The organism is Cobetia sp. 1CM21F (genome assembly GCF_023161745.1).
Taxonomy (GTDB): domain Bacteria; phylum Pseudomonadota; class Gammaproteobacteria; order Pseudomonadales; family Halomonadaceae; genus Cobetia; species Cobetia amphilecti.
The window spans coordinates 639,358-664,988 of record NZ_JALNTQ010000002.1; the positions used below are offsets into that span (position 1 = coordinate 639,358).

The window sequence follows — 25,631 nt, forward strand, 5'->3', positions numbered from 1 at the left end:
GGTGACCTGCCAATATCGCGACTCTCCGCCACGTCAGCAACACTTTTCGCTCCAATCGGCTCGGCAAGACAGCCGCTCCCCTCTTTGAGCATGTTGTTGCTGCCGATAACCACTTCTGCGGGGGCTGCCTGGCATTGACAACCAGCCTCCACCACACTTCACTCATACAAGGAGACTGCCAAGTTCTCTTTACAAGGGCGCTATTCGCAAGGGGCCTGCTCACAAAAGCTCTGATCACAAGGGCTCCGATCACAGAACTATGCCCCAGATTCAGGACGAAGCTGGCGACACTCAACTACCAGGGAAGAACCATGAGTGACTGCGTGTTTTGTCAGATCGTTGCGGGCCACAGTCAAAGCCATGTCGTGGCCGAAGATGAGCACTTCCTGGCCTTTCTCTCCATCTTCCCCTCTACTCCGGGCAACACGGTCGTCATCCCCAAACGCCACCTTGGCAGCTGCGTGTATGAACAAGACGATGAGGTGATTCTCGGCCTGATGCGCTTCACGCGCCGCGTGGCACACAAGCTCGACGCCTACTTCGGGGTAGCACGCACCGCCATCATCTTCGAGGGTTACGGCGTCAACCACCTGCACGCCAAGCTAATCCCGCTGCATGGCACACAGCCAGGCGAATGGCAGGCCAGAAACTCCAAGATGAAGTACTACATGACCGAATACGATGGCTACGTCGTCAGCGCCGATGGCCCGCGTGAAAGTGATGAGAAGTTGGCCGAGCTGGCGGAAGATATACGCCAACGTTGTGAGTGAAAAACAAAAAAGCCTCCCATTCGGGAGGCTTTTTTGAAGAATCTGGAGCGGGTGAAGGGAATCGAACCCTCGTCTTAAGCTTGGGAAGCTTCTGCTCTACCATTGAGCTACACCCGCAGGGCGGTGCATTGCGCACGCCAGAACTGCATTGTACTCAACGACTTAGCGCGGTCAAGCAACATCTGATGGAGCGGTTGCCGCAGGCGGCGTCCTGCTGACGATGATGGTGGCCAAGCCGTTGATTGCATTCAGTATTCAAGCGTCTGTGATAATTCTCAGGCTGCGCAGCTATCGAGTTGCGCCAGCAGCACGCCACGGCGGGCGTCACTCATGCCGAGGCCTTCGCCGCGCTGCGGGAAGGCGGCATCGATGGCGTTGCGGCACAGGGTGAGCCACTGTGCCTCGCTGAGATTCAGCGCTTGCTGCACGGCGATGAAGTTGTCGAGCATGCCGCCGCCGAAATAGGCCGGATCATCCGAGTTGAGGGTAATATTGAGGCCCGCCTCGATCAGCTTCGGCAGCGGGTGGTCTTCCATGCGCTCCACCACCTTGAGCGCGACATTGGACAGCGGACACACCGTCAGCGGGATACGCCGCTCGGCCAGCTGTGCGACCAGGGCGGCATCTTCCAGGCAGCGCACACCGTGGTCGATACGCTCCACCCCCAGCACTTCAAGCGCCGTGCGGATGTACTCTGCCGGGCCTTCCTCGCCTGCGTGCGCGACACGATGCCAGCCGCGCTCCCCCGCAAGCTGGAAGACCTCGGTGAACTTCTCCGGCGGATTGCCGATCTCGGCGCTGTCCAGGCCGACACCCACGAAGCGCGATTCAAAGGGAATCAGCGCGTCGAACAGTTCGCGCGCTGACGCCGCGGAATGACAGCGCAGGAAGCTCGGCACCAGCGCCGAGGTGATATCGAACTCCTTCACCGCCTCACGACAGGCACGCTCCAGCCCCGCGAACTGGGTTTCCAGACTCACGCCACGCGCCAGATGCGCCTGCGGATCGAAGAACAGCTCCAGATGCTTGACGCCATCGGCGCTCGCACGGCGGAAGTAGTCCTGCGCCAGGCGGTAGAAGTGTGACTCGTCATTCAAGACGCCCATGCCCTGGTAATAGAGCGCGAGGAAGGCAGGCAGGTCCGCGAAGTCATAGGCCGCCTCGACCTCCTCCAGGGTGGCGTAGGGCAATTCGATGCCCTGCTCCGCCGCCAGCTCGAACATCAAGGCCGGCGTCAGCGAGCCTTCGATGTGCAGGTGCAGCTCCACCTTGGGCAGGCGGGCGAGAAAGTCGTGCATGCGCGGGGTAAGGGTCATGGCCCGTCTCCTCAATGAAAGGCGGCGGCTGGAAGATCGCGGAGCGCTCACCACAGCCTGATGGCGCAATTCTAGCAATCCCGAGACCACCTTGAGGAGAGACGGCGCGGGAAATGCGATTTCTCTGCGCACTACCCACCTGCCGTGCCTTTTCGTGACTCGCCGAAATAGGCTATTTTCGTTCATTCGCACTCTCGCAAGCTCATGACACAAGCTCATGACACCGATTCACCACAACAGTCATGAGCGTGCGACAGCCAGCAACGCCCAGCTCCATGCCGCGCTGACTGACATAACCATAACGATCGACGCTGAACACCAAGGACACGATAGCCATGCACGCCACATCCCCTGCCCGCCATCCCTTCTCACGCAGAAAGCATGCTCGACAGCGCGCTGGCGCCCTGCCCGCTGCCCTGCTGCTCAGCCTTGGCCTGCTGGCGCCCTTGAGCGCCAACGCCGCCCAAGAGGAGCAGAACGAACAGACCGACTTCGCCCCGCAGGGCAAGACGGAGTGCATCGCGCCCGCCAAGCCCGGCGGTGGCTGGGATTTCACCTGTCGCAGCGTGGCCCGCCTGCTGGATGAGCAGAACCTCATCCCTGCCGGCATGCAGACCCTCAACGTGCCCGGCGCCAGCGGTGGCGTCGCCTTCGCGCATGTGAAGTCCAAGCGCCACGCCGATGAGCAGGTCATCGTCGCCGCCTCGAGCGCGACCACCACCCGCCTGGGCCAGCATGCCTATCAGGACGGCAAGGTCGACGACGTACGCTGGCTGATGACCCTCGGCGCCGACTACGGCGTGATTGCCGTGGCCGAGGATTCACCCTATCAATCGCTGAACGAGCTGCTGGCCGCCATGCAGGCAGACCCCAAGGCGGTGCGCTTCGCCGGTGGCGATGTCGCGGGCGGCTTCGATCACCTCAAGGTGCTGATGGCGGCGCGTGAGGCGGGCATCGACAATCTACGCGCCCTGCCGTATCTCGCCTACGACTCCGGCTCCGTCGCCATCACCCAGGTGATGGGCGGCCACCTGGAAGCCTTCACCGGCGACATGACCGAGGCCCGCGGCTTCGTCGAATCCGGCCATCTGCGTCTGCTGGCAGTGTTCAGTGAAGAGCGTCTGCCCGGCCAGTACAGCGACATCCCCACCGCGCGTGAGCAGGGCATCGATGTGGTCGCGCCCAACTGGCGCGGCTTCTACCTGCCGGGTGGCGCATCGGATGCCGCCTTCGACTGGTGGGAGCAGACCCTCAACCGCATGGCCGAGACGCCTGAGTGGCAGCAGGTGATGCAGGACAACGGCCTGATGCCGTTCCACAAGTCCGGCAAGGCGTTGGATCGCTTCATCACCCAGCAGGTCAGCGATGTGGAGCAGATGTCGCAGGAGCTGGGCCTGCAGTGATCAACTGAAGCCTGAGGTACTGACTCCCTTAAGCCCTGAGCGCCGCGCTCGCCTGGCAAACGCTCAAGACTGGCAAAAGCTCATGGCAGCCCCAAAAAAGCCGCCACCCCGTTTGCCGGGGTGGCGGCTTTTGACGACTGACTGGTTCTCTTCAACGACCTCAGGGCATGGAGGGCCAGGGCCCCTTGGGCGGCTGATGTTCGGAGTCAAACTGATAGGGCGATTGCGGGTCGCTCTCTTCGTGCGGCTCAGAATCTCTCTCTGAATCTTTCTGTGACCGATGCTCTGCTTCCGGCGCTGCTTCTGTCTCAGTTGCCAGCTCCGCTCCCGGCAACAGCTCGGACAACAGTTCCGTCTCGAACGCGATTTCCGTGTCTGCGTCAGCCTCGAGCAGCGGCTCTGCCACGTACTCGTGGTCCGGCTCCACCAGTTCCGCCTCCTCCAGTGGCGCGACGTTGGCCTCGAACGCCTCATCCAGCGCCTCTTCCAATGCCTCCTCGAAGGCTTCTTCCAGCGCGACCTCGAAGGCCTCTTCCTGCGCCGCTGCCTCGGCGGCCTCGGCGGCCAGCTGCTCATCCTCGGCGTGTTCATGTGCCCATTCCACCGCCACCTCGACCGCCATCGGTGATGCCGTCGGCAGGATGTTGAGGTAACTGTCGGTCTCCTCGACCGGCACCATCTCGCGCTGGGTGATCTGATAGAGCGCATACAGCGAGATGGCCACGAAGGTGGTCGCCAGCACCAGCCAGAAGGCGTAGGGGTCCATCACCTCCATCGCGCCACCTGCCGCCAGCGGCCCGACGATGGCGCCCAGCCCGAAGGCGAACACCAGCCCGCCGGAGGCGCCCGGCATCTCCTCTGCCGTCAGCGAATCATTGGTGAAGGCCAGCAGCAGCGCGTAAAGCGGTGTGGTCACGCCCCCGGCAAAGAAGGCCGAGGCGATCAACGGCCACAGCGCATCGCCCGCCATCCAGCCGAACAGACATGAGCCTGCCCCGGCGGCGGACAGGCCGCAGATGAGCACGCGGCGGTCCATGCGGTCCGACAGCCAGCCGATCGGGGTCTGCAACACCAGCGCACCGGTGAACAGCATGGCGATGAACAGAGCGATATGTGAGCCCGACAGGCCCACCTGGGTGCCGAAGACCGCGCCCATCCCCGACTGGGTCGCATAGACACTGCCGAGCAGGAAGATGCCGATGGCGCCTAGCGGTGACGCCTTGAACAGTTTCGCGAACGACATGGCGCGCGACACCTCGACCGCCGGGGCCACGGCCGCCGACAGCAGAATCGGCCCGAAGGAGATCGACACCAGGATGGAGGCACAGATGAACAGCACCGAGGTCGCGGCGTCACCCAGCGTCAACAGGCCCTGCGCTCCGATGATGCCCAGTGTCTGCGCCATCATGTAGGCAGAGAGCACCTTGCCGCGCGTCTCGTTGCTGGCAGCCGCATTCAGCCAGCTTTCCGCCGTGACATAGATGCCCGACATGCAGAAGCCGATCAGCAGGCGCAGCAGCGTCCAGGCCCAGGGTTCGGTCAGCAGTGGCAAGGCGATCAAGGCCGCCGAGATGAAGCTGCCGAGTGCCGCGAACACCCGCACATGCCCGACCCGCTGGATCAGTACCGGCGTATAGCGCGCGCCGGAGAGAAAGCCCACGAAGTAGCCCGAGGTGACGATCGCCAGCTCCGCCGAGGAGAAGCCCTCGATGCCGCCACGCAGACCGATCAGCGTGAAGTGCATGCCATTGCCGAGCATGATCAGCACGATACCCAGCAACAACGCCCACACACTGCCCAACACCTTGGCCATGAGTCTTCTCCCCTCCCCTGTCCCCTTGCACGATTGCCGATGGCACCCGGTCAGCACGCAGTCTGGCCACCGGCTACACGCTAGACCAAAGCCCAATGGCCACGCTTCTGCTGCAACGCCGCATAACGTTTCAAACACGACAAGCCAGCCAGGGCCCCCGTGGACGGACAGCTCACGCAGGCGGCGCAAGCGCCCCGCTGGCCTGCTGGGCGAGGTGCGAGGGAGGCATGCAAGAGCAGCCAGAGAGCAGCGAGAGAGAAACAAGAGAGGAGTGAGAGAGGAGCAAGAGAGAAACAAGAGAGGAGTGAGAGAGGGACAAGAGAGAAGCAAGAGAGCGTCGGAAACCGCCAGATTCCGACACGACACCCAGCCGGAACATTCACAAAAATGCACCGCAAAGGTGCGCAAATACGCCTTTCGACCAAGGTCGGTGCGACGAATGGGTATCTTGCGAGCCATTGGGCGGCAGTCTAATTTCACCATACAGAATAAAGTTCCGCCTTACAGAATTGTAAGGTTGCTGTCAGGTTCGCGGCTGCAGGGCGAGTTTCTCGCTCAGCCGCTGCCAGCGCCTGACCCACGACATGTGCCGCTACCACAATCCAATAACACCAGAGGTCGCCATGACACGTCATATGACACTCAAACTCCTGACAGCCGCGGTGGTCACCGCCATGTCCGCCCAGGCCTTCGCCTTCGAACCGAAAGGCAAGGTTGACTGCATCGCGCCGGCTGACCCGGGCGGCGGCTGGGATTTCACCTGCCGCAGCGTCGGCAAGATCCTGTCTGAGCTCGATTTCGTGCCGGGCAACGTGCAGACCATCAACATGGCCGGTGCCGGCGGCGGCGTCGCCTTCGCGCACACCGTCTCCAAGCGTGCCGGTGACGAGCAGCTGCTGGTGGCCGCCTCCACCGCGACCACCACCCGTCTGGCCCAGGGCCAGTTCCCGGGCATGAATCAGGACCAGGTCGAGTGGATCGGCGCACTGGGCGCGGACTACGGCGCCATCGCCGTCTCCAAGGATTCGCCGTACAACACCCTGAGTGAGGTGATGGACGCGCTGAAGAAAGACCCGAAATCCGTCAAGTTCGCCGGTGGCAGTGCCGCAGGCGGCTGGGATCACCTCAAGGTGCTGATCGCCGCCCAGGCAGCCGATGTCGAGAACCTGCCCAAGGTCTCCTACCTGTCCTACAACAACGGCGGCGAAGCCATCACCCAGGTCGTCGGCGGCCACGTGCAGGCCTTCACCGGTGATATCTCCGAGATTCAGGGCTTCATGGAATCCGGCGACCTGAAAGTGCTGGCCGTGCTCTCCGAAGAGCGCCTGCCGGGCAAGCTGGCTGACGTGCCGACCGCTCGCGAACAGGGCATCGATGCCGTCGCCCCCAACTGGCGCGGCTTCTACATCCCGGCCGGTGTCAGCGACGATGCCGAGCAGTACTGGACCACCACGCTGGACAGCGTCTATGAAAGCGAAGAATGGAAAGACGTGATGACCAAGAGCGGCCTGATGCCGTTCCACAAATCGGGTGCCGAGTTTGATGCCTTCGTGAAGGCACAGATCCAGGACATCCAGACCCTTTCCAAGGACATTGGGCTGATTCGCTGATGAATGACCGCATCTTTGGTCTGCTGATGCTCACCCTGGCCGTCGCGTACGGCTGGGGTGCCCAGCAGTTCCCGGAACCCTTCGGCGGGGCCGAGTCCATCGGGCCCGAAACCTTCCCCACGGTACTCTCGATCGTGCTGGCGCTGAGCAGCCTGTATCTGATCGTGCGCCCCGACCCGGACCAGCAATGGCCGTGGAGCCGCACCGGCGCCGAGATGGTGCTGGCCATCGTCATCCTGTGCCTGTACACCGCACTGCTTGAGCCGCTGGGCTTCATCGTCACGACCACCGCTGCGGTCGGCACCCTGTGCTGGCGCATGGGCTCCAAGCCGGTTCGCGCTTACGTGACAGGCCTGCTCGGCGGCATCGTCGTCTTCGCCCTGTTCAACTTCGTGCTTGAGCTACCACTGCCGCTGGGCATCCTGGAGGTGGCGTAATGGAAAGTCTTGGCTTCTTGATGCAGGGCTTCGGCATCGCCCTGCAGCCAGAGAATCTGATGTTCGCCGTGCTGGGGGCCTTCCTGGGCACCCTGATCGGCGCACTGCCGGGCCTGGGCCCGGCCAATGGTGTGGCCATCCTGATTCCGCTGGCCTTCACCCTGGGCCTGAGCCCGGAAACCTCGCTGATCCTGCTGACCTCGGTCTACGCCGGTGCCATGTACGGCGGGCGCATCTCCTCGATCCTGCTCAACATCCCGGGCGATGAGCCGGCGATGATGACCTGTCTCGATGGCTATCCGATGGCCCAGAAAGGCAAGGCCGCCGAAGCGATGGCCATCTCGGCGATCGCCTCCTTCATCGGCAGCCTGATCGCCACCATCGGCCTGATCGTGATGGCGCCGTGGCTGGCCAGCTTCGCGCTGACCTTCGGCCCGGCGGAATACTTCGCGCTGTTCGTGCTGGCCTTCGCCACCCTGGGCGGCATCACCGGCAAGAATCCGGTCAAGACGCTGATGGCCGCCGCCATCGGCCTGATGATCGCCACCGTCGGCATCGATGGCTCCACCGGCACCCAGCGCTACACCTTCGATGTGCTGGAGCTGTTCGAGGGCATCGACTTCATCATCGCCATTGTCGGTCTGTTCGCCATCTCGGAACTGCTGTTCTTCATCGAACAGCACGCCGGTGAAGGCAAGCCGATGATCGCCATGAACAAGATGACCCTGAAGCTGAAGGATATCGTCGCCATCCTGCCGACTTCCTTCCGCGGCGGTGTGCTGGGCTTCATTTCCGGCGTGTTGCCGGGTGCCGGTGCGTCGCTGGGCAGCTTCATCAGCTACACGCTGGAGAAGAAGATCCTCGGCAAGAAAGGCAACTTCGGTGAAGGTGATCCGCGCGGCGTGGCCGCCCCGGAAGCCGGCAACAACGGTGCCGCCTCTGGCGCCCTGGTGCCGATGCTGACGCTGGGCGTGCCGGGTTCCGGCACTACCGCGGTGCTGCTGGCGATGCTGATCTCGCTCAACATCACCCCGGGCCCGCTGATGTTCACCCAGCACGGCGACATCGTGTGGGGCGTGATCGCGGCGCTGCTGATCGGTAACGTCATCCTGCTGCTGATGAACATCCCGATGGTCGGCATCTTCGTCAAGCTGCTGTCCGTGCCGCCCAAGTACCTGCTGCCAGTGGTGACCATGGTCGCCTTCGTGGGCATCTACTCCATCAGCCACTCGACCTTCGATCTGTACTTCATGGTCGCCTTCGGGGTCGCCGGCTACTTCCTGCGCAAGCTGGATATCCCGCTGGTGCCGGTCATTCTCGGCATGCTGCTGGGGCCAGAGATGGAGAAGAACCTGCGTCACGCCATGCAGCTGTCTGACGGCGACTGGACCATCCTGATCGGTAGCCCCTTGGCCGTGACCCTGTGGTGCATCGCCATCGCCGGTCTGCTGTTGCCGGTGATCGTCGGCCCCATCCTGCGTCGCCGCATGAGCGCCGCCAAGGCCGCCACCGACGCCTGATCCTGGCCAGGGTCCGCGCCTCTCATGAGGTGGCACACCCTGAATGACAGCGCCCTGAATGACAGCGCTCTGAAATGACATCGCCCCCGCCGGTCTTGCCGGCGGGGGCGATGTCATTTCAGCACCTCAAGACTCCTGTCACTGGTGAGCGCGCATCAGTCGCCCTGCTGCCACTGGGCGAGCAGGCGGTGGGCCTGGGCAGGCGTCAGGCGCGCCGTCGGGCCACTGAGCACGATGACTTCCGCCGGTGCCAGCCCCTCGTCGTGATGCTGGGCGACGCTGACCGCCAACGCCGCCACCGACAGGCCGGCCGCCTCACCGGTCTCGATCTCGCCACTGTCGACACACTGCTGCAGCAAGGCGGACAGCGCCTCATCGACCAGCTCGCCCTCCTCCAGCTGATGACGCAGCGGCCACTGGCTGACATGCGCGTACTGGCACATCGCCTGACGCGGGCGTGTCACGCCCTCCACCGGGCGCGCCTCGGCCAGCGGGCCATGCTCAACCAGCATCAGGCTGGCCGTCTCGCCACTGGCGGCATTCAGCGCCGCCAGCCAGCCGCGCAGCTGAGCCTCGCGGGCCGGCAGCGCCGGTGCCAGCTGGGCAAAACGCCCCAGCGCCGCGCCGATGGAGTAGATGCCGTGGCTGTCACGCGCCACATAGCCGAAGTGCTCAAGCGAGCCCATCAGCCGCAGAATCGTACTCTTGTAGAAACCACTGGCCTGCGCCAGCTCGTTGAGCGTCAGGCGAGGGGTCGCGGGGGTAAAGGCTTCCAGCAGCGTCAAGGCACGCTCGACCGCTTCCACACGTTGATTGGCCATGCGGCGGGACTCCCACGGCAGGTGAAGAACGAGGCTGACAGGCAACGTGCGCCATGCCACCTCAATGGACTTGAATCATGCCATAACGTTCTGACAGACAGAACATGACGCGCCTGCCGCACTGACGATACTGGCCGTGCAGCGTGATAGAATGGTGAGCTACCACACTATTTCCGGTTACGTCCGCACAAGGTTCGCTCATGTCCATCTTCATCATCACCTTCGTGGTCTGCCTGATCGTCACCGTCGGCACCGTGGCCATGCTGATGATGTCGCGTACGCCGCGCTTTCGCACCGACTACAGCGACATCGCCCGCGTGCTGGACCAGGCGATCAGCGGCGAGATCAACGAGAACGAGTGGCACAGCGTGATCGGCTACCCGATTCGCCATGATGAGTATCTGGAGAGTCTGCGGCGCCGCTGCCAGGGCATCTTCGACAACCATGCCAGACCGTGGCAGCTGGCCCAGGGCGGTGCGCTGTTCTCGCGCGCCGGTCGTGAAGAGCTCAACGTGCTGCTGGGCCATCTGCGTGCCCGCACCGGTGTCGCGGAGACCCGCGCCTGATGGCCGCCAGCGAGATGCGCCTGATCCCGCTCTCCAACCTGCGTGAGCACCACGATCACAGCTACCACCAGCTGGTGATCGGCCTTGATGGCCTGGCCGAGTTCGAGATCGAGGGCCAGGGCGGCGAGATTCGCCCGCTGACCGGCTGCATCGTGCCGGCCGATCATGTCCATTACTACGCGGGCATCGGCGAGAATCGCCAGCTGATTCTCGACCTGCCCGATGATGCGCCCTACCTGACCGGCCATCACCGCGACCTCAAGCGCCTGTTCGAGCGCCCACGCTTCTTCACGCTGGACACCCGCCTGCGTGGCTATCTCGAGTTCATGCTCGCGGAAGTCAACGACTACCAGCAGGCGCCGGGCGACCTGCTCGCCGCCACCTTCCTCGCCTGCCTCAACACGCGCATCGAAGAGCCGATGAGCGCGCTGAGCACCAGTGGCCGTCAGCTGGATCTGGTCGCGCTCAACCGCTTCATCGACGCCAATCTCGGCCAGCGCCTCAGCGTGGCGGATCTTGCCCGCCAGTCACATCTCTCCGAGCAGCATTTCAGCGAGCGCTTCCGCGTCCTGACCGGCCTCTCGCCCTATCAGTATCTGTTGCGCCGTCGGCTGGAAGAGGCGCGCCAGCTGCTAGGCACCAGCGAGCTTTCCCTGTCCCAGATCGCGGATCGCTGCGGCTTTGCCAACCAGAGCGCCCTGTCCCACGCCTTCCGCAAGCATCTCGGCTTCCCGCCTTCGGCACTGCGCAAGTCCTGATCGAGTCGGCAGGAGCCGGTGAGGCGTGCGTGTCAGATCCGCCCGTGTGTCTGACACGCCGCTCTTCAATTCGCCCCCTCAATTCTCCCTCTCTCTAGCACGCCCTCCTTGATTAGCCCCTCTCTCTAGCCAGCCCTTCCTCAATTCGCTCCTCGCTGGTAGTACGTCACCAGGGAGACGCACGCCGTTCAACGACGCTCCCACCGTCAGCTGCAAGCCGGTTCACCTTCAAGCCTCTACCACCTTGGTATAACAAGATCGCGTCATTTCGCGGCACAGCCTTCGACAAAGGTCGGAGAAGCGTGTCACTTTTCTGACATGCCCGTGAATTTGACATGCGCAGCCGAGAAATTGGAAAGACCCGCCCCCCTGCGCCACCCTACATTCTCAGTCATACATCCAGACGTGCCGCTGTCGCGCTTTCTGATGCGTTCTGCATCACTCCCGGCGCTGTGACTCGGCAATCCCATTCGGCGCTTCGACGCCCAGCAGCAAGGGGTTCGCACCATGACCACCTCCACTCCCTCCGATCAGTCCAGTGCAGTGAATGCCGCGATCGCCTCGGCCACGTCCACAGCCGCCCAGTCATCGACAAACGACAAGCAAGGGGTGCTCAAGGGCAATGTGCTCAAGGACAACATCCTGCGCAGTGACCAGATGCTGGCCGCCAGCACCTGGCAGCAGTCTCCGGAGGCGCTGTTCGCGCGCGTCAGCGACCACTACCTGGTCGATGAAAGCGCCTACGTCAGCGAGCTGGTCAAGCTGCTGAACGCCGAAGAGAAGGATGCCAAGCGCATCGGCGACAAGACGGCCGAGCTGGTACGCGAGATCCGCACCATGGACACCGCCGTCGACTCCATCGACGAGCTGCTGCAGCAGTACAGCCTCGACACCCAGGAAGGCGTGCTGCTGATGTGCCTGGCCGAGGCGCTGCTGCGCATTCCGGACAAGGAAACCGCCGATGCGCTGATCGAGGACAAGCTCGGCGTGGCCGACTGGAAGTCCCACCTGGGCCAGAGCGAGTCCTGGTTCGTCAACGCCTCCACCTGGGGCCTTCTGATGACCGGCAACGTCATCAAGATGGATCTGCCCAAGGGTGACGGCAAGCCGGCCACCTTCATCAACCGCATGGTCAATCGTCTCGGCGAGCCGGTCATCCGCCGCGCCATGTACCAGGCGATGAAGGTGATGGGCAAGCAGTTCGTGCTGGGCCGCGACATCAAGGAAGCGCTCAAGCGCTCCCAGCCGCTGTTCGACAAGGGCTACACCTATTCCTACGACATGCTGGGCGAAGCGGCCTGTACCCGCGACGACGCCAAGGGCTACTTCGACGACTACGCGCGTGCCATCCGCACCGTCGGCGAAACCTCGCGCAAGCTGAAGGAAGGCACCCCGTCACCGTCCGTGTCCATCAAGCTGTCCGCCCTGCACCCGCGCTATGAATTCGGCCGTCGTGAGCAGGTGCTGGAAGAGCTGGTGGCAAGCGTGCGTGAACTGGCCGGCATCGCCCGCGAGCTGAACGTCGCCATCACCATCGATGCCGAGGAAGTCGATCGCCTCGAGATCTCGCTGGAGGTGTTCCGCGCCGTCTACGAGAGCGACACCTGCCGTGGCTGGGGCAAGTTCGGCCTCGTCGTGCAGGCCTACTCGACGCGTGCCCTGCCGACCCTGCAGTACCTGAACCGCATCGCCGACCTGCAAGGCGACGAGATCCCGCTGCGTCTGGTCAAGGGCGCTTACTGGGACAGCGAGATCAAGGAATCCCAGGAGCTGGGTGTCGAAGGCTATCCGGTGTTCACCCGCAAGGCCTCCACCGACGTCAGCTACCTGGTCTGCGTGCGCTTCCTGCTGTCCGAGAACACTCGCGGACGCATCTACCCGCAGTTCGCCACCCACAATGCCCACACCATCAGCACCATTCTGGATGTGGCCAACGCCGGCGAGACACGTCAGTTCGAATTCCAGCGTCTGCACGGCATGGGCGAAGCCCTGTATGAAGCCGCGCTCAAGCGTGCCCCCAAGGGGACCTGGTGCCGTATCTATGCGCCGGTCGGTGCGCACAAGGACCTGCTCCCGTACCTGGTACGTCGTCTGCTGGAGAACGGGGCCAACTCCTCGTTCGTTCACCAGCTGGTCGACCCGCGCGTGCCGGTCGAGAGCCTGTGCACCCACCCGGTGGCCACGCTCAATCAGTACAAGACCTACCACAACCCACGCATCGCGCTGCCGCCGAACATCTATGGCGCAGACCGCCTGAATTCACGGGGCATCAATCTGAACATCAATAGCCAGTACCAGCCGCTGATCGACGAGATGGCCACGCACATGGACACCACCTACGACGTGCGTCCGCAGCTGGCCTTCGATGTCGAGGTCAATGCCGAGCGTCGTCAGGCCGTCACCTGCCCGTTCGACCGTCGTGACACCCTGGGCCACGTGCAGTGGACCAGCGCCGAGGAAGCCTCCAAGGCCATCGACGCCGCCTGGGCTGCCTTCCCGCGCTGGGAGCAGACGCCGGTCGAGGAACGCGCCGCGATTCTCGAGCGCTTCGGTGACCTGATGGAAACCCACACCGCCGAGCTGATGACCCTGTGCTCCCGCGAGGGTGGCAAGCTTCTCACCGACGGCATCGCCGAGATCCGTGAAGCGGTCGACTTCTGCCGCTACTACGCCAACCGTGCGCGTGCCGACTTCGCCGAGCCGACCGAGCTGCAGGGCCCGACCGGCGAGCACAATCAGATCATGCTCGGCGGCAAGGGCGTCTTCGCCTGCATCAGCCCGTGGAACTTCCCGGTCGCGATCTTCTGCGGCCAGATGGTCGCCGCCGCCGTCACCGGCAATACCGTGGTCGCCAAGCCCGCCGAGCAGACCTCGCTGGTCGCTCACCGCGTGGTCGAGCTGCTGCGCGAAGCCGGCATGCCGCACGATGTCGTCCAGCTGCTGCCGGGCGATGGCCCGACCGTGGGTAGCGTGCTGTCCAGCGACCCGCGCATCACTGGCGTGTGCTTCACCGGCTCCACCCAGACCGCACAGATCATCAACCGCTCGCTGGCCGCGCGTGAGAACGCTCCGCTGCCGACGCTGATCGCCGAGACCGGTGGCCTCAACGCCATGATCGTCGACTCCACCGCCCTGCCGGAGCAGGTCGTCAATGACGTGGTGCAGTCCGCCTTCCAGAGTGCCGGCCAGCGCTGTTCCGCCCTGCGTGTGCTCTACGTGCAGGAAGACGTCGCCGAGCGCGTCATCGGCCTGCTCAAGGGCGCGATGGACGAGCTGAAGATCGGCGACCCGCGTGACCTGGGCACCGACGTCGGCCCGGTCATCGACGAGGAAGCGCGTGCCGGCCTGCTCAAGCACATCGAGGAATATCGCAGCCAGGGCCGCGTGATCGCCGAAGCCGCCATCGACAAGACCACCACCGAGCACGGCACCTTCGTCGCGCCGGTCGCCCTGCGCATCGACGGCATCGATAGCCTGGAAAGCGAGCAGTTCGGTCCGGTCCTGCACATCGCGACCTGGAAAGGCGGCGAAGTGGACAAGGTCATCGATACCATCAATGGCCTCGGCTACGGCCTGACCTTCGGTGTGCATTCGCGAAACGAAAGTTTTGCTAATGCCGTTGCACAGAAAATTCGTGTTGGTAATGTCTACGTCAACAGGAATATCATCGGTGCTGTGGTAGGTGTACAGCCGTTTGGTGGTCAGGGCTTCTCTGGTACTGGCCCGAAAGCCGGCGGCCCTCACTACCTGCACCGCTTCGCTACCGAGAAGACCCGTACCGTCAACACCACGGCTCTCGGCGGCAACGCGTCTCTTCTCGCCATGGGCGACGAATGACCGACGCTGCCTGCTCTCGCGGCAGCAGCAGAGGTCATGCCTGGCGGAAGACTGCATGCTGGACGTGCATGAGGTAGCCAGGTGACAGGGCATCAGGACGATGCCCAGTGGATGACGGCAGCACGCCAGGCCGTCATCTGCCCCGGACACCGACAGGGACGCCCACGGACATGAATCGCCAGCGACTGGCCCCTCATGCTCGTGCCCTGCGGTGTCCGTTGCCGTTTCCCCTTTTGACTCGACGGCAATATGCGGGGACGGACGAACGTCAGAAGATTCGTTTATGCGCTAGTCTGAACGTACAAGATTGGCAGGAACTTGCGAGAGCCACCGCGACAAGGCCCTCGAAGGACGTTCGATGCATGACGCAGGACTCCCGGCGACGGTCTGACAGGAACCGTCACTGGCAGTGAATCATCACGACGCTCGCCGTCCGACAACAATAAATGCAAAGGATTTACTCCACGATGGTCGATAACAGCCCCACCATACTCATCACGTTCGCTATCTATCTGGCGGTGATGCTCGGCATTGGCCTGCTGGCCTACAAGCGCACCTCCAACATGTCGGATTACATCCTGGGCGGCCGCTCATTGGGCCCCTGGACCTCCGCCATTTCCGCCGGTGCGTCTGACATGTCCGGCTGGCTGCTGCTGGGCCTGCCCGGCGCTGCCTACCTCAGCGGCCTGTCCGCTGCCTGGATCGGCATCGGTCTGCTGGCCGGTACCTGGCTCAACTGGCTGATCGTCGCCAAGCGCCTGCGTATCTACAGCTTCGTCGCCAGCGACTCGCTGACCCTGCCGGATTACTTCGAGAAGCGCTTCCGCGACAACTCCAAGATGTTGCGCGTCATCTCGGCCGTCTTCATCCTGCTGTTCTTCCTCTTCTACACCAGCTCCGGTCTGGTGGCAGGTGGCAAGCTGTTCGAGACCGTCTTCGGCCTCGACTACACCATCGCCGTGACCGTCGGTACCATCGCCATCGTGTCCTACACCTTCTTCGGCGGCTTCCTCGCCGTGTCGTGGACTGACCTCATCCAGGGTCTGATGATGGCCGCTGCCCTGATCGTGGTGCCCATCGTGGCACTCACCGACATGGGTGGCGTGGCAGAAGCGACCTCGCGCATCACCGCCGAGAACCCGCTGCTGCTGGAATGGTTCCGTGACGCCTCCACCGGCGAAGCGCTGACCCTGGTCGGCATCGTCTCCTCACTGGCGTGGGGCCTGGGCTACTTCGGTCAGCCGCATATCCTGGCGCGTTTCGCGGCCATCCGCAGCGAGAAGGACATCGGCGCGGCCCGTACCATCGCCGTCGTCTGGTCTGCACTGGGTCTGTTCGCGGCCATCTGCATCGGCCTGCTGGGTCTCGTCTACGTGCCGAAGGACCTGGCCGACAGCGAGAAAATCTTCATGGTCATGGTGAACTTCATCTTCCACCCGGCGGTTGCCGGCGTGCTGCTGGCCGCCATCCTGGCTGCCGTGATGTCCACCGCTGACTCCCAGCTGCTGGTGTCGTCCTCTGCCCTGGCCGATGACTTCTACAAGGCGCTGTTCAAGAAGGATGCGACCCAGTCCGAGCTGGTGTGGGTCGGTCGCTTCGCGGTGGTCGGTATCGCCATCATCGCCTGGATCCTGGCGCTGGATCCGAACTCCAGCGTACTGGGTCTGGTGTCCTACGCCTGGGCCGGCTTCGGTGCCGCCTTCGGCCCGGCGCTGATCATGTCGCTGTACTGGCGCCGCATGAACCGCTTCGGCGCGCTGGCCGGCATCATCGTCGGTGGCGTGACCGTGGTGGTCTGGAAGCAGCTTTCCGGTGGCATCTTCGATCTCTACGAGATCGTGCCGGGCGTCATCTTCGCCTACATCGCCATCTACGTGGTCAGCATCATGAGCGCAGCACCGGCTGATGAGATCACCACGGAATTCGACAAGGTCGAGAACCACGCCTGATCGAGGTGTGACAAGACACTGTTGAAGCCTGTCCCTATTGCCGTTCATATCGGCAATACGACAACGCCGCCCCTCGGGGCGGCGTTGTCGTTCATGGCAACTTGTCCTCACTGACTCTCGCTGTCACGGCTTCCTCATATGGCCTAATCACATTGGCGAGGCTTGCGGAAATCGATTACCCAGACTCCCTCTAGCAGCGACAGCGCTGGCGACTGCACTTGAGACCGAGCTTGAGACAGAACTTGCGACTGAGCTGATGAAGGAGTTGAGGCCTGACTGACAGCATCGCCCGGCGCACAGGGCGACCGCGCTTGCAGGCGTGCCTTGAGCGCCTCATCGCGCAGCAAGGTCACCGCGCTGGCGCCCGCCAGGCGCAGCCGCACCACGGACCAGTAGTTGTCGGGCGTGAAGGCAGCGACCAGATTCTGGCCTACGGCCGCCACCTGCTGGCGAGTGACCCGCGCCAGCGGCGCCACTGGCGCCTCGCCCAGCACCAGTACCGGCAAGGCATCGCGCGGCTGGTAGCGCTCGGCGTCGCGGGGCGAGTCCAGCGGCAGGCCCTGTTCCCGCGCCTGAGCCACCAGAGTGCGCGCCAGCTGTGTCTCATGGGCCTGCTGGGCGGCCAGCGCATTGCTCCAGGCGGCGAAGATCACCCCATGGCGCACCAGCAACAGGCAGGCGACGATCAACAGGCACTGCTGCATCAGACGCCGCCAGCCAGGTGACTTGCGCTGCGTGTTGGCCGTTTCTGTCATGCTCTGCGTTACACCTGCGCCGGCACTCGCGCCCTCTCTCACTCTCACACTCAGTGCCAGCATCAGGGCACCGCCCAACAGCGGTCCCCAGGCGATCAGGGTGCGCGAATGAAATACCGGCTCGGCCAGCAACAGCATCGGCCCCCACAGGGCGGGAACCAGCAACAGCGCCCACAGGGCCCAGCTCATGCGCTGCAGCGATAGCTGGCGCGCCGAGCGAGACCTGCCTTCGGGCGCGCCAGCGGCCTCTGCCTGAGGCACAAGCGCGCCGCGAGGCAGAAGTCGCAACAGCGCCGCCCCGGCCAGCAGCGCCAGACTGAGCAGCAGCGTGACCTGCCCCAGTCCCTCACGAAACGCGCCCAGCGCCACGCTCAGGTTGTGCTCGAGTCCCGCCAGCAAGGCCTGAGGGTCGGCGAAGGGCAGCATCTGGCCATGCTGCTGACTGTACTCGCCCGCCACCAGCAGCCGCGTGATGGGCAGATAGAGCAGCAAGGCGACGCCGGCCAGCGCCCCACGCAGCAACAGCATCCGCCAGCGCGACCACAGTGAGGTGCTGGCGGTGCCCGCGAACAGAGCCTCGAGCAGGCTCAGCACCAGAAAGGCATTCAGGGCCGGTTGATAGCTGCACAGCGCCAGCAACAACAGCAGCAAGGCGCTCAGCGGTGGCTGCCAGGCCTGCCATGGGCCTCGCCCTTCGCTTATCCCTCCGGCTGGCTCTCCCTCTCCCCCGCTTTTCCCGCCAGCACGCAGCACCAGACTGGCCAGTATGGCACTGGCCAGCGCCACGCTCATCGGCAGGCTGTCGAAGGCGTAACTGAAATTCTGCAGGGTGAAGGGCGTCAGCCAGATCAGCGCATTGCCCACTACGCAGCCCACCAGCGAGAGCCCCGGCAGCCATCGCCACCAGGCCAGCGCCATGCTCGCCGCCAGCCCCCAGGCCGCCAGTTGCGGCAAGGGCGCGACATTGACCAGCACATCGCCGAAGCCCAGCAGACGCATGATGCCCTCGGCGGCCGGGCGCGCATTGAGCATCCAGCCGTAATAGCCATCCAGCGCACGGCTCATGTCATCCAGATACAGCGCGCGCGTGGCGATCAGCGGCACAAGCCCGAGGCCGATCACCACCAGACTGGCAAGCAGAATGCGCCATGCCTGACGCCGTCTGGCATCAGCGGCATCACACGCTTGGGACAACGGCTGCGACCTTGTCATGCACTGGACTCCCGATCAGAACGATACCCAGGACGGATGACGTCGAGAGTACCTGACTCGGGGCGCGATGGAATGCCCCGACGAAAGCCCATGAAAAACGCCACCCGAGGGTGGCGTTGTCGACATGCCTACGTGATGCGGAAGTTACTCGGCCGGCGTGCTGGCCTGATGGAAGTGCACATCGCGCTGCGGATAGGGAATGCTGATGCCGCGCTCATCGAAGGTCAGCTTGATGCGTTCGGTCATGTCCCACTTCAGCGCCCAGTAATCGGAGGCCTGGCACCACATGCGGAAGTTGAAGTTGACCGAGCTGTCGGCCAGCTCTGACACGGCAATCAGGTGGGACGGCTCCTTCATGATGCGCTCGTCACCGGCGACCAGCTCCTCGAGCACAGCCTTGACCTGACGGATGTCGTCGTCATAGCTGACACCGACGACCAGGTCCAGACGCCGCGTCGGAAGCGCCGAGTAGTTGGTGATGGTGTTAGACATGACGCTGGAGTTCGGCACGGTGACCTTGCGGTTGTCCGGCGTCACCAGGCGGGTCTGCAGCATGGTGATCTGATCGACGCTACCGGAGGTGCCGGCGGCTTCGACGTAATCGCCCTTCTTGAACGGACGCAGCGTGACCAGCAGGAAGCCGGAGGCCAGATTGGACAGCGAGCTCTGCAGCGCCAGACCGATCGCCAGACCCGCCGCACCCAGCGCGGCGATCATGGAGGTGGTATCGACACCGAGCTGGTCCAGAGCTGTCAGCAGCACCATGACCACCAGGATGGCGTAGGCGATCTGGCCGACGAAACCGGCCGCCGCCTCGTCCATGCTCTTGCGGTGCAGCAGCGAGGTCGCCCACTGGGTCAGGCGCTTGGCGACCCACATGCCGAAGACCAGCACGGCCAGCGCCGACAGCAGGGTTCCGCCCCATTGCAGCCCTATCTCGAACAGCTGACTGGTATCCATGGGGATGGCATTCAAAAATTCCACGACAACTCCTTGAGCATCCCTTGCGTGGCAGTCAGCAGACCACCGGGTGCTTTATCGTTATAGGGCACGAGGCGCGCGCCGGGGACGCACCGACACTCGGCCGAACGGATCATTGGGTATTCACACGCGCACAATTTACCTGACTATCGGCGTCACGTCAGTGCTCTTGCGCCCGGGGCCGCGTGCCCTGCTCTGCGCTCATCACGCCATTCCTCAATTCAGGGCGTACGTCAGGGCTGCGCCCGAGCGGGCGTCAGTCCCAGCGGTGAGCGCAGCGTCAGCGCGTCCAGGCGCAGGCCCACGGGAAACTTGTTGGCATCCAGGCCCGCATCGCGCGGCGCGATGGGCGGCGGCCCCTTGAGGGTCAGGCTGAAGCTGCCGTCGCTCGCGATCAGCGCGGCGGGCACCTCGACCTCGAAGCGCTCATAACGGCCGCCCACCGGCCAGCGCGTGACGGTCTGCTCCCCGATCATGACTTCCACCGGCAGCGCGGCGGCCGAATCCGGGAAACGTGACAGCTCAAGCGCCACGACCACGGCCTGCGAGCCTGCCGGCGAGACCTCGGGCGCGACCCGCAGGTGCAAGGTGACCTCCGCCAGCCGCGCACTGACCGGCACGTCTGGCTGGGGCGAGTAGAAACCGGCCCATAGCACGCCGCAATTGCCCAGCGGCTCGCCCTTGCGGATGGGGTAGCGCTCACCCGGCGTCAGTACCGGCACCTCGCCCATCGGCCGGTAACAGGTGGTGGCATGCTCGATGAAGTAACGCCGGTAATGATCATCGACCCTGGGCGTGCGCGCCAGCCACAGCAGGGTGAGTTCGAAGGCCAGCACCACCAGGGTGGCCAGCAGCCACCAGATCCGCTGGCTGCGCCGTGGCCGTGGCGCGCCATACAGGACATCAGACGAGCCAGAAGACGGTGTCATACCAGTTCTCCACCAGCCAGAGATTAGCGAGCGCGCCCAGCATGACAAGGCCCCAGGCCAGCGTGCGTGGCAGCCGAGCAAGCAGGTCATGCAGGGCCAGCACGAACACCGGCATGCCGATCATGTAGCGCGGAATGGCGTCCAGCCCGGTCGCCAGCGGTACGAACAGCGTGAAGCCCGCCAGCCCCATCTCCAGCCAGCGCCGCTGCACGCCCAGCCAGCCGATCAGGCCGACACCGACCAGCGCCATGCTCGCCTGCCACGCCGGGCGCAACGTTTCCGGCGCGCTCTGCCAGTAGCTCAGCCCTTCAATGAGGTTGGTGAGGGGATTGCCCATCTCACGGCCCCAGGAAATCTGCACATGGCTGAAGGCCAGCGCATCGCCCGTCCGGTGATAGAGCAGCGCCATGAACAGAAACAGCCCCAAGGGCCCCACCACGCCGATCAGCAGCCAATCGGGCCGCCGCCACAGCTCGGCGAAGGCGCGCAGGCGCAGCCGCGCCACAAGTTCGATTCCCATCGCGATGACCCAGAAGACCCCGGTGGCGCGGGTCATCGACAACAGCAGCGTCCAGAGCATCACGCGGCCGGTGCGCTGACAGCGCCAGTCGATCAATGACGCCAGACACAGCAGCCAGAACAGTGACTCGGAATAGAGTGCGCTGAAATAGAAGCTGTACGGCATGCTGGCCGCCAGCCACACGAACAGCAGCAACGGCGCGCCGGGACGCGTGATGGCCAGATAGCGACAGCCCAGCCCCAGCGCCACGGCCAGCAAGGCATTGCTCAGGAGCACGCCCATCAGTTCGGGGTCCAGCTGACCGCCCAGTGTCACCAGCCACAGCAGCGCCGGATAGAGCGGGAAGAAGGCCCAGTTGGCAGCGTCGCCATCGCTCATGCCGCGCGCCTCGACATCGTAGCCGCGCGTCATGATGCCCTTGAACCAGCTGCCGTCGAACTGCGCCATGGCGTGCAGATAACTGTGATCGCCCCACAGCGCGATGGCGAGCCAGACGGCGCGCGTCACCAGCAATGCCAGCAGGATATGCCCCCAGGGAATGCGCACGGCCTGCGCCCGCGCGAGTGCCTCGGCAGGGGGCGGCGTCTCGGCCGCCAGGGTCTTGAAGCGCTCCCCCAGCGTCGAGCGCGGCCCTGCGGTGACGCTGTCATTCATGCATGGTCTTCCTTGAAGGCCCACAGCCGTGAGGCCAGATAGGTCACGATCGGCACCGAGAGCGTGGCGATCGCGATGGCGACGAAGCCCGACAGATCAAGCCCCTGCATCAGCAGTGCCAACAGGCCATTGTTGAGCGCAAAGCCGCCCGCCGCGACCAGTCCGAAGCGCCAGGCACTGCCCTGGCGCTTGAAGGTCAGCCGCCGGTGGCCGACCAGCGAGACCTGAAAGGCGACGCAGAAGGCAATGATATTGGCGATGAACTCATTGAGCTGCGGCCACAGGAACAGCAGCAGGGCGGCGACGCCCAGGTGCACGCCCGTCGCGGCCAGCCCGACCAGCCCGAAGCGGGTCGCGGTGCCCGCCTCCTCCCTGGCGCGGGCAGTGACTGGCCTGTCGGACTCCCTGACGCCTTCACGATCAGCGCTCAAGTGATTCACCTCGCGCCGCATCGCGTGACGCGCCGCGCACGACCCGCGCAGTGCTCAGGCCGCTGTCGAGGCCCCTGTCCGGTGACACGCTGCCCGGCGGGCTGTCGTGCAGACTGTCATGGTCGATCAGGTAAAGCGGACGCTGCTTGGTTTCCATGAACAGACGACCGAGGTATTCGCCCAGCACGCCGATCGAGATCAGCTGCATGCCGCCGAAGAACAGGATCGCGACCATCAGTGAGGCATAGCCCGGCGCATCGGCGCCGAACAGCACCGTCTTGCTGATGATCACCAGGATATAGAGGAAGGACAGAGCGGCGACGACACTGCCGATATAGGTCCAGACCCGCAGCGGCCAGGTCGAAAAGCTCACCACGCCATCGAGGGCGAAGTTCCACAGCTTCCAGTAGTTGAACTTGGTGGTGCCGGCCGTGCGCGACGGGCGCTGGTAGGTGACGCCCACCGAGCGATAGCCGGGCCATGAGAACAGGCCCTTCATGAAGCGGTTGCGCTCGGGCAGGCGCCGCAGCGCCTCGACGACACGGCGGTCCAGCAGGCGGAAGTCACCCGCATCGCGCGGTATCTCGGTGAAGGTCAGGCGGTTGAAGACGCGGTAGAACCAGCCTGCCGTCTTGCGCTTGGTGGCGGTGTCTTCATTACGCGCGGCGCGCACGCCATAGACCATGTCGTAGCCGGCCTGCCATTGGCTGATGAACTCGAGAATCACCTCCGGCGGGTCCTGCAGATCGACATCCATCGGCACGATGGCATCGCCACGCGCCTGCTCGATGCCGGCGGACATGGCCGCTTCCTTGCCGAAGTTGCGTGTCAGGCTCAGGTAGCGCACGCGGGCATCGCCGGCCGCCGCGGCCTCCAGACACGCCAGGGTGCCGTCGGTTGAGCCATCATCGACGAACAGCACTTCAAGGTGTGGCACCTGCGAGCCCAGGGTCTTCTCGATGGCCTCCAGAAAGAGACCGATGGTCTCCTCCTCGTTCATCACCGGCACCACCAATGACAAGACCCAGTCACCGGAAAGGCGGCGCGACATGTCGCGGGGGATATGCCCCGACGAGGTCGAGGACTGCCTGCCAGACGCCTGGCCGCAGGATGCATCAGCTGAGGACCGCATGGTATTTCCTCCATCGAGAGCCCCGTCATTCATGCACGCCAGGGCATCATCATCTGACAAGGTGAGAGTGAAGAGAACACAGGTGCTGCACCAGCGCCTTACCAGACACTCTCCCGCTCTCGATCGGCGCCTCTCCTCCCTCCGCTCCATTACCTCTTGGGGCCGAGGGCGACGAATACAACGCAGCGTCAATGCTGACGGTGACCAGCGCGAACGGATCTGCCAGCTGCAAGAATCCGTGAAAAGCCCCGCACAGCGCCAGACATCGGCAAGGGCCTGCAAGATCCAGTGAGGGTTTACGATGACCGGCGAGGGCCTGCGAGAGTGGTCGGTGAGAGCGGCCTGCGCGGGTCGATGAGCGCGACGCCACCTCGCTGCGTTATAGAGCCTGCGGCCTCAACAAGTAAAGCCTGAATCACTCAAGGGTTCGCAAGCCATGCCCTTGAGCCAGGCCTTTAGCCCTAAACAAACACGGCCGCTCCAGGGAGCGGCCGTGTTTGTTGATGTAATGATTAGAGCCTGCGCAATCGCGTTACTGGCTGGACGCGAGGGTCACCAGCGTGATGAGCAAAAGACACCAGCTCAGCGGCGCCCCCAGCAGCCAGGCGCGGGGCGCATGGCGCGGCACCAGGCCGACGCCATGCGTGAAGCCGGCGCCCAGCCCCCACAGCGCGACCAGCAACATCAGATAGCGCGGCCCTGTCTGCATCGAGGCTATCGCATCCGGCCCCAGCAGCATCCAGATGGCCACCATCGCAGACAGCAGCAACGAGGCCAGGTGGGCAGGTCGAGTTCGGCACCAGGCCGGTGGTCGTGAGGCGTACCAGGGTCGTGACATCGAGCTCTCCTTGATCGGAACGGTCAGCGGCGCAGAAGTAACGTTGGGGGCCGCCTCACTCAATCATCGTCAAAGGTGTGGGTCTGCTCAAGCCACAATGCATTGATGATGCCCGCGAAGCAGGCCAGCAACACACCGAGAATCCAGGCGAAATACCACATGGTGTCGTCTCCTGACGAGGGCACTGCCCTCGCCTGTTGATAGCAAATGGGAGCAATTGGCTCAGCTAGCACAACTCAACTCAATACAGGCTGTGACCGTCCTGCTCGATGTGCGCGACGGTGACGCGACGCCACATCTTCACGTAGCACCAGGAGGTGTAGAGGATGATGGTCGGCACCATCACCAGTCCCGCCACGGTGACGATGGAGAGCGTCAGCTCGCTGGAAACGGAATCCCACAGTGTCAGGCTGGCCTCGCTCATGCGCGAGGACGGCACGATGAACGGGAACATGCTGATGCCCGCGGTGGCGACCACGCCCCCCACCCCGACGGAGCTTGCCGTGAAGGCCGCGCCGCCCTTGCGCCGGGCCGACAGCACCATCGCGGCCAGCACACCGACCACCGCGCTGAGCGGTGCCAGCAGCGTCAACGGCTCACGCGCGTAGACATCCAGCCAGCTGCCCGGCCCGACCTGCTTGTCGAGCAGCTTCAGGGCCGAGGCGGTATCGCCCATCTGATCGATGCTGTAGCCCATGCCGGACAGCCACACCCACAGGCCGCCCAGCGCGAACAGCCCCAGCGTCAAAAGGCCCAGCGGCTGCACCAGACGCGCGCTGCGTGCGGCGACGGCCTCATCGGCACGCGCCACCAGCCAGGTACCGCCATGCAGCATCACCATCACCACCGACAGCGCAGCGCAAAGCAAAGCGAAGGGGTTGAACAGGCCCAGATAGCTGCCGGCGTAGCTGGCACGCATGAACTGATCGACTTCCAGCGGCACGCCCTGCAGCAGGTTGCCGAAGATCAGCCCGAAGAAGGCGGTGGGAATCAGGCTGCCGGCGACGATGCCGCGGTCCCACCAGCCACGCCACTGGGTGTTCTCGAGCTTGGAGCGATAATCAAAGCCCAGCGGGCGGAAGAATAGCGAGAACAGGATGGTCAGCATCGCGAAATAGAAGCTGGAGAACACGGCGCCGTAGACCACCGGCCACACCGCGAACACCGCGCCGATGGCGGTGACCAGCCATACCTGATTGCCATCCCAGTGCGGGGCCAGGGTATTGATCACCACACGGCGCTCGCTGTCATTGCGGCTGACCAGCGGCATCAGCATCGCCGCGCCCATGTCCATTCCATCGGTGATGACGAAGCCGATCAGCAGCAGCCCTACCGCCACCCACCAGAACAGCTTGAGGATCTCGTAATCCCACATGATC

At 64.1% G+C, this 25,631-nt stretch carries 21 protein-coding genes and 1 tRNA gene; 9 read left to right on the top strand and 13 right to left on the bottom strand.

The genetic code is table 11. The features are described from left to right. The first annotated feature begins 311 nt into the window (after positions 1-311). Positions 312-770: an HIT family protein gene (locus MSG32_RS08355; RefSeq protein ID WP_282460318.1), complete on the top strand. Its 459-nt coding sequence runs from the start codon at positions 312-314 to the stop codon at positions 768-770. Positions 771-813: 43 nt separating this feature from the next. On the opposite strand, the gene MSG32_RS08360 is transcribed toward MSG32_RS08355, so the two are convergent. Beyond that, a tRNA-Gly gene (locus MSG32_RS08360) sits at positions 814-887 on the bottom strand. Between the two features lie 158 nt (positions 888-1,045). Beyond that, positions 1,046-2,068: an adenosine deaminase gene (locus MSG32_RS08365; protein ID WP_248379682.1), complete on the bottom strand. Its 1,023-nt coding sequence runs from the start codon at positions 2,066-2,068 to the stop codon at positions 1,046-1,048. 353 nt (positions 2,069-2,421) lie between these two features. On the opposite strand from MSG32_RS08365, the gene MSG32_RS08370 reads away from it, so the two are divergent. After that, positions 2,422-3,489, top strand: coding sequence for a tripartite tricarboxylate transporter substrate-binding protein (locus tag MSG32_RS08370; RefSeq protein ID WP_248379134.1), 1,068 nt, complete (start codon positions 2,422-2,424; stop codon positions 3,487-3,489). A 160-nt stretch (positions 3,490-3,649) separates the two neighbouring features. On the opposite strand, the gene MSG32_RS08375 is transcribed toward MSG32_RS08370, so the two are convergent. After that, positions 3,650-5,302, bottom strand: a complete 1,653-nt coding sequence (locus MSG32_RS08375) for an MFS transporter (RefSeq protein WP_248379135.1) — start codon at positions 5,300-5,302, stop codon at positions 3,650-3,652. Between the two features lie 635 nt (positions 5,303-5,937). Between MSG32_RS08375 and MSG32_RS08380 the strand changes: the two genes are divergently transcribed. Genes MSG32_RS08380 through MSG32_RS08390 form a run of 3 tightly spaced genes read left to right on the top strand, consistent with a single transcriptional unit; the run spans position 5,938 to position 8,869 of the window. Then, positions 5,938-6,912, top strand: a complete 975-nt coding sequence (locus tag MSG32_RS08380; RefSeq protein ID WP_248379136.1) for a tripartite tricarboxylate transporter substrate-binding protein — start codon at positions 5,938-5,940, stop codon at positions 6,910-6,912. Beyond that, entirely contained in the window at positions 6,912-7,349 is a 438-nt protein-coding gene (locus MSG32_RS08385; RefSeq protein ID WP_043335453.1) for a tripartite tricarboxylate transporter TctB family protein, read from the top strand. The genes MSG32_RS08380 and MSG32_RS08385 overlap by 1 nt, the downstream gene beginning before the upstream one ends. Next, on the top strand, positions 7,349-8,869 hold the full coding sequence (locus MSG32_RS08390) for a tripartite tricarboxylate transporter permease (RefSeq protein WP_043335451.1): 1,521 nt from the start codon (positions 7,349-7,351) through the stop codon (positions 8,867-8,869). Before MSG32_RS08385 ends, MSG32_RS08390 begins: the two co-directional genes overlap by 1 nt. A 155-nt stretch (positions 8,870-9,024) precedes the next feature. Here the strand turns inward: MSG32_RS08390 and MSG32_RS08395 are convergent, their stop codons facing one another. Further along, positions 9,025-9,690, bottom strand: a complete 666-nt coding sequence (locus MSG32_RS08395) for a helix-turn-helix domain-containing protein (protein ID WP_160317881.1) — start codon at positions 9,688-9,690, stop codon at positions 9,025-9,027. Between the two features lie 200 nt (positions 9,691-9,890). On the opposite strand from MSG32_RS08395, the gene MSG32_RS08400 reads away from it, so the two are divergent. From MSG32_RS08400 to putP, 4 genes are all read left to right on the top strand, one after another. Then, the gene (locus MSG32_RS08400; RefSeq protein WP_043335450.1) at positions 9,891-10,256 is read left to right on the top strand and encodes a hypothetical protein; all 366 of its coding nucleotides are present in this window, start codon (positions 9,891-9,893) and stop codon (positions 10,254-10,256) included. Then, positions 10,256-11,014, top strand: coding sequence for an AraC family transcriptional regulator (locus MSG32_RS08405; RefSeq protein ID WP_192837901.1), 759 nt, complete (start codon positions 10,256-10,258; stop codon positions 11,012-11,014). The genes MSG32_RS08400 and MSG32_RS08405 overlap by 1 nt, the downstream gene beginning before the upstream one ends. Positions 11,015-11,671: 657 nt before the next feature. Beyond that, positions 11,672-14,851 carry a bifunctional proline dehydrogenase/L-glutamate gamma-semialdehyde dehydrogenase PutA gene (gene putA / locus MSG32_RS08410; protein ID WP_248379686.1) on the top strand — a complete coding sequence of 1,060 codons (3,180 nt, stop codon included), beginning with the start codon at positions 11,672-11,674 and terminating at the stop codon, positions 14,849-14,851. Positions 14,852-15,318: 467 nt separating this feature from the next. Next, complete coding sequence (putP, locus tag MSG32_RS08415; protein ID WP_192837900.1) at positions 15,319-16,800, top strand: sodium/proline symporter PutP; 1,482 nt, start codon at positions 15,319-15,321, stop codon at positions 16,798-16,800. A 143-nt stretch (positions 16,801-16,943) separates the two neighbouring features. Here putP and MSG32_RS08420 read toward each other — a convergent pair whose 3' ends face one another. From MSG32_RS08420 to cydB, 9 genes are all read right to left on the bottom strand, one after another. Then, the gene (locus MSG32_RS08420; RefSeq protein WP_248379137.1) at positions 16,944-18,767 is read right to left on the bottom strand and encodes a glucosyltransferase domain-containing protein; all 1,824 of its coding nucleotides are present in this window, start codon (positions 18,765-18,767) and stop codon (positions 16,944-16,946) included. A 144-nt stretch (positions 18,768-18,911) separates the two neighbouring features. After that, a complete protein-coding gene (locus MSG32_RS08425) occupies positions 18,912-19,751 on the bottom strand; it encodes a mechanosensitive ion channel domain-containing protein (protein WP_248379138.1) in 840 nt (279 codons plus the stop codon). A 230-nt stretch (positions 19,752-19,981) separates the two neighbouring features. Next, the gene (locus tag MSG32_RS08430; RefSeq protein WP_248379139.1) at positions 19,982-20,677 is read right to left on the bottom strand and encodes a hypothetical protein; all 696 of its coding nucleotides are present in this window, start codon (positions 20,675-20,677) and stop codon (positions 19,982-19,984) included. After that, a complete protein-coding gene (locus tag MSG32_RS08435; protein ID WP_248379140.1) occupies positions 20,652-21,851 on the bottom strand; it encodes a hypothetical protein in 1,200 nt (399 codons plus the stop codon). Before MSG32_RS08435 ends, MSG32_RS08430 begins: the two co-directional genes overlap by 26 nt. After that, positions 21,848-22,282: a GtrA family protein gene (locus MSG32_RS08440; protein ID WP_248379141.1), complete on the bottom strand. Its 435-nt coding sequence runs from the start codon at positions 22,280-22,282 to the stop codon at positions 21,848-21,850. The genes MSG32_RS08435 and MSG32_RS08440 overlap by 4 nt, the downstream gene beginning before the upstream one ends. Continuing rightward, entirely contained in the window at positions 22,272-23,414 is a 1,143-nt protein-coding gene (locus MSG32_RS08445) for a glycosyltransferase family 2 protein (RefSeq protein ID WP_245163081.1), read from the bottom strand. The genes MSG32_RS08440 and MSG32_RS08445 overlap by 11 nt, the downstream gene beginning before the upstream one ends. Before the next feature lie 532 nt (positions 23,415-23,946). Further along, the gene (locus tag MSG32_RS08450; RefSeq protein WP_248379142.1) at positions 23,947-24,252 is read right to left on the bottom strand and encodes a cyd operon YbgE family protein; all 306 of its coding nucleotides are present in this window, start codon (positions 24,250-24,252) and stop codon (positions 23,947-23,949) included. 59 nt (positions 24,253-24,311) lie between these two features. Continuing rightward, a complete protein-coding gene (gene cydX / locus MSG32_RS08455) occupies positions 24,312-24,413 on the bottom strand; it encodes a cytochrome bd-I oxidase subunit CydX (protein WP_024951692.1) in 102 nt (33 codons plus the stop codon). A gap of 80 nt (positions 24,414-24,493) precedes the next feature. Continuing rightward, positions 24,494-25,627 (bottom strand): cytochrome d ubiquinol oxidase subunit II, encoded by a 1,134-nt coding sequence (gene cydB / locus MSG32_RS08460; protein WP_248379143.1) that lies wholly within the window; start codon positions 25,625-25,627, stop codon positions 24,494-24,496. Between the last annotated feature and the right edge of the window lie 4 nt (positions 25,628-25,631).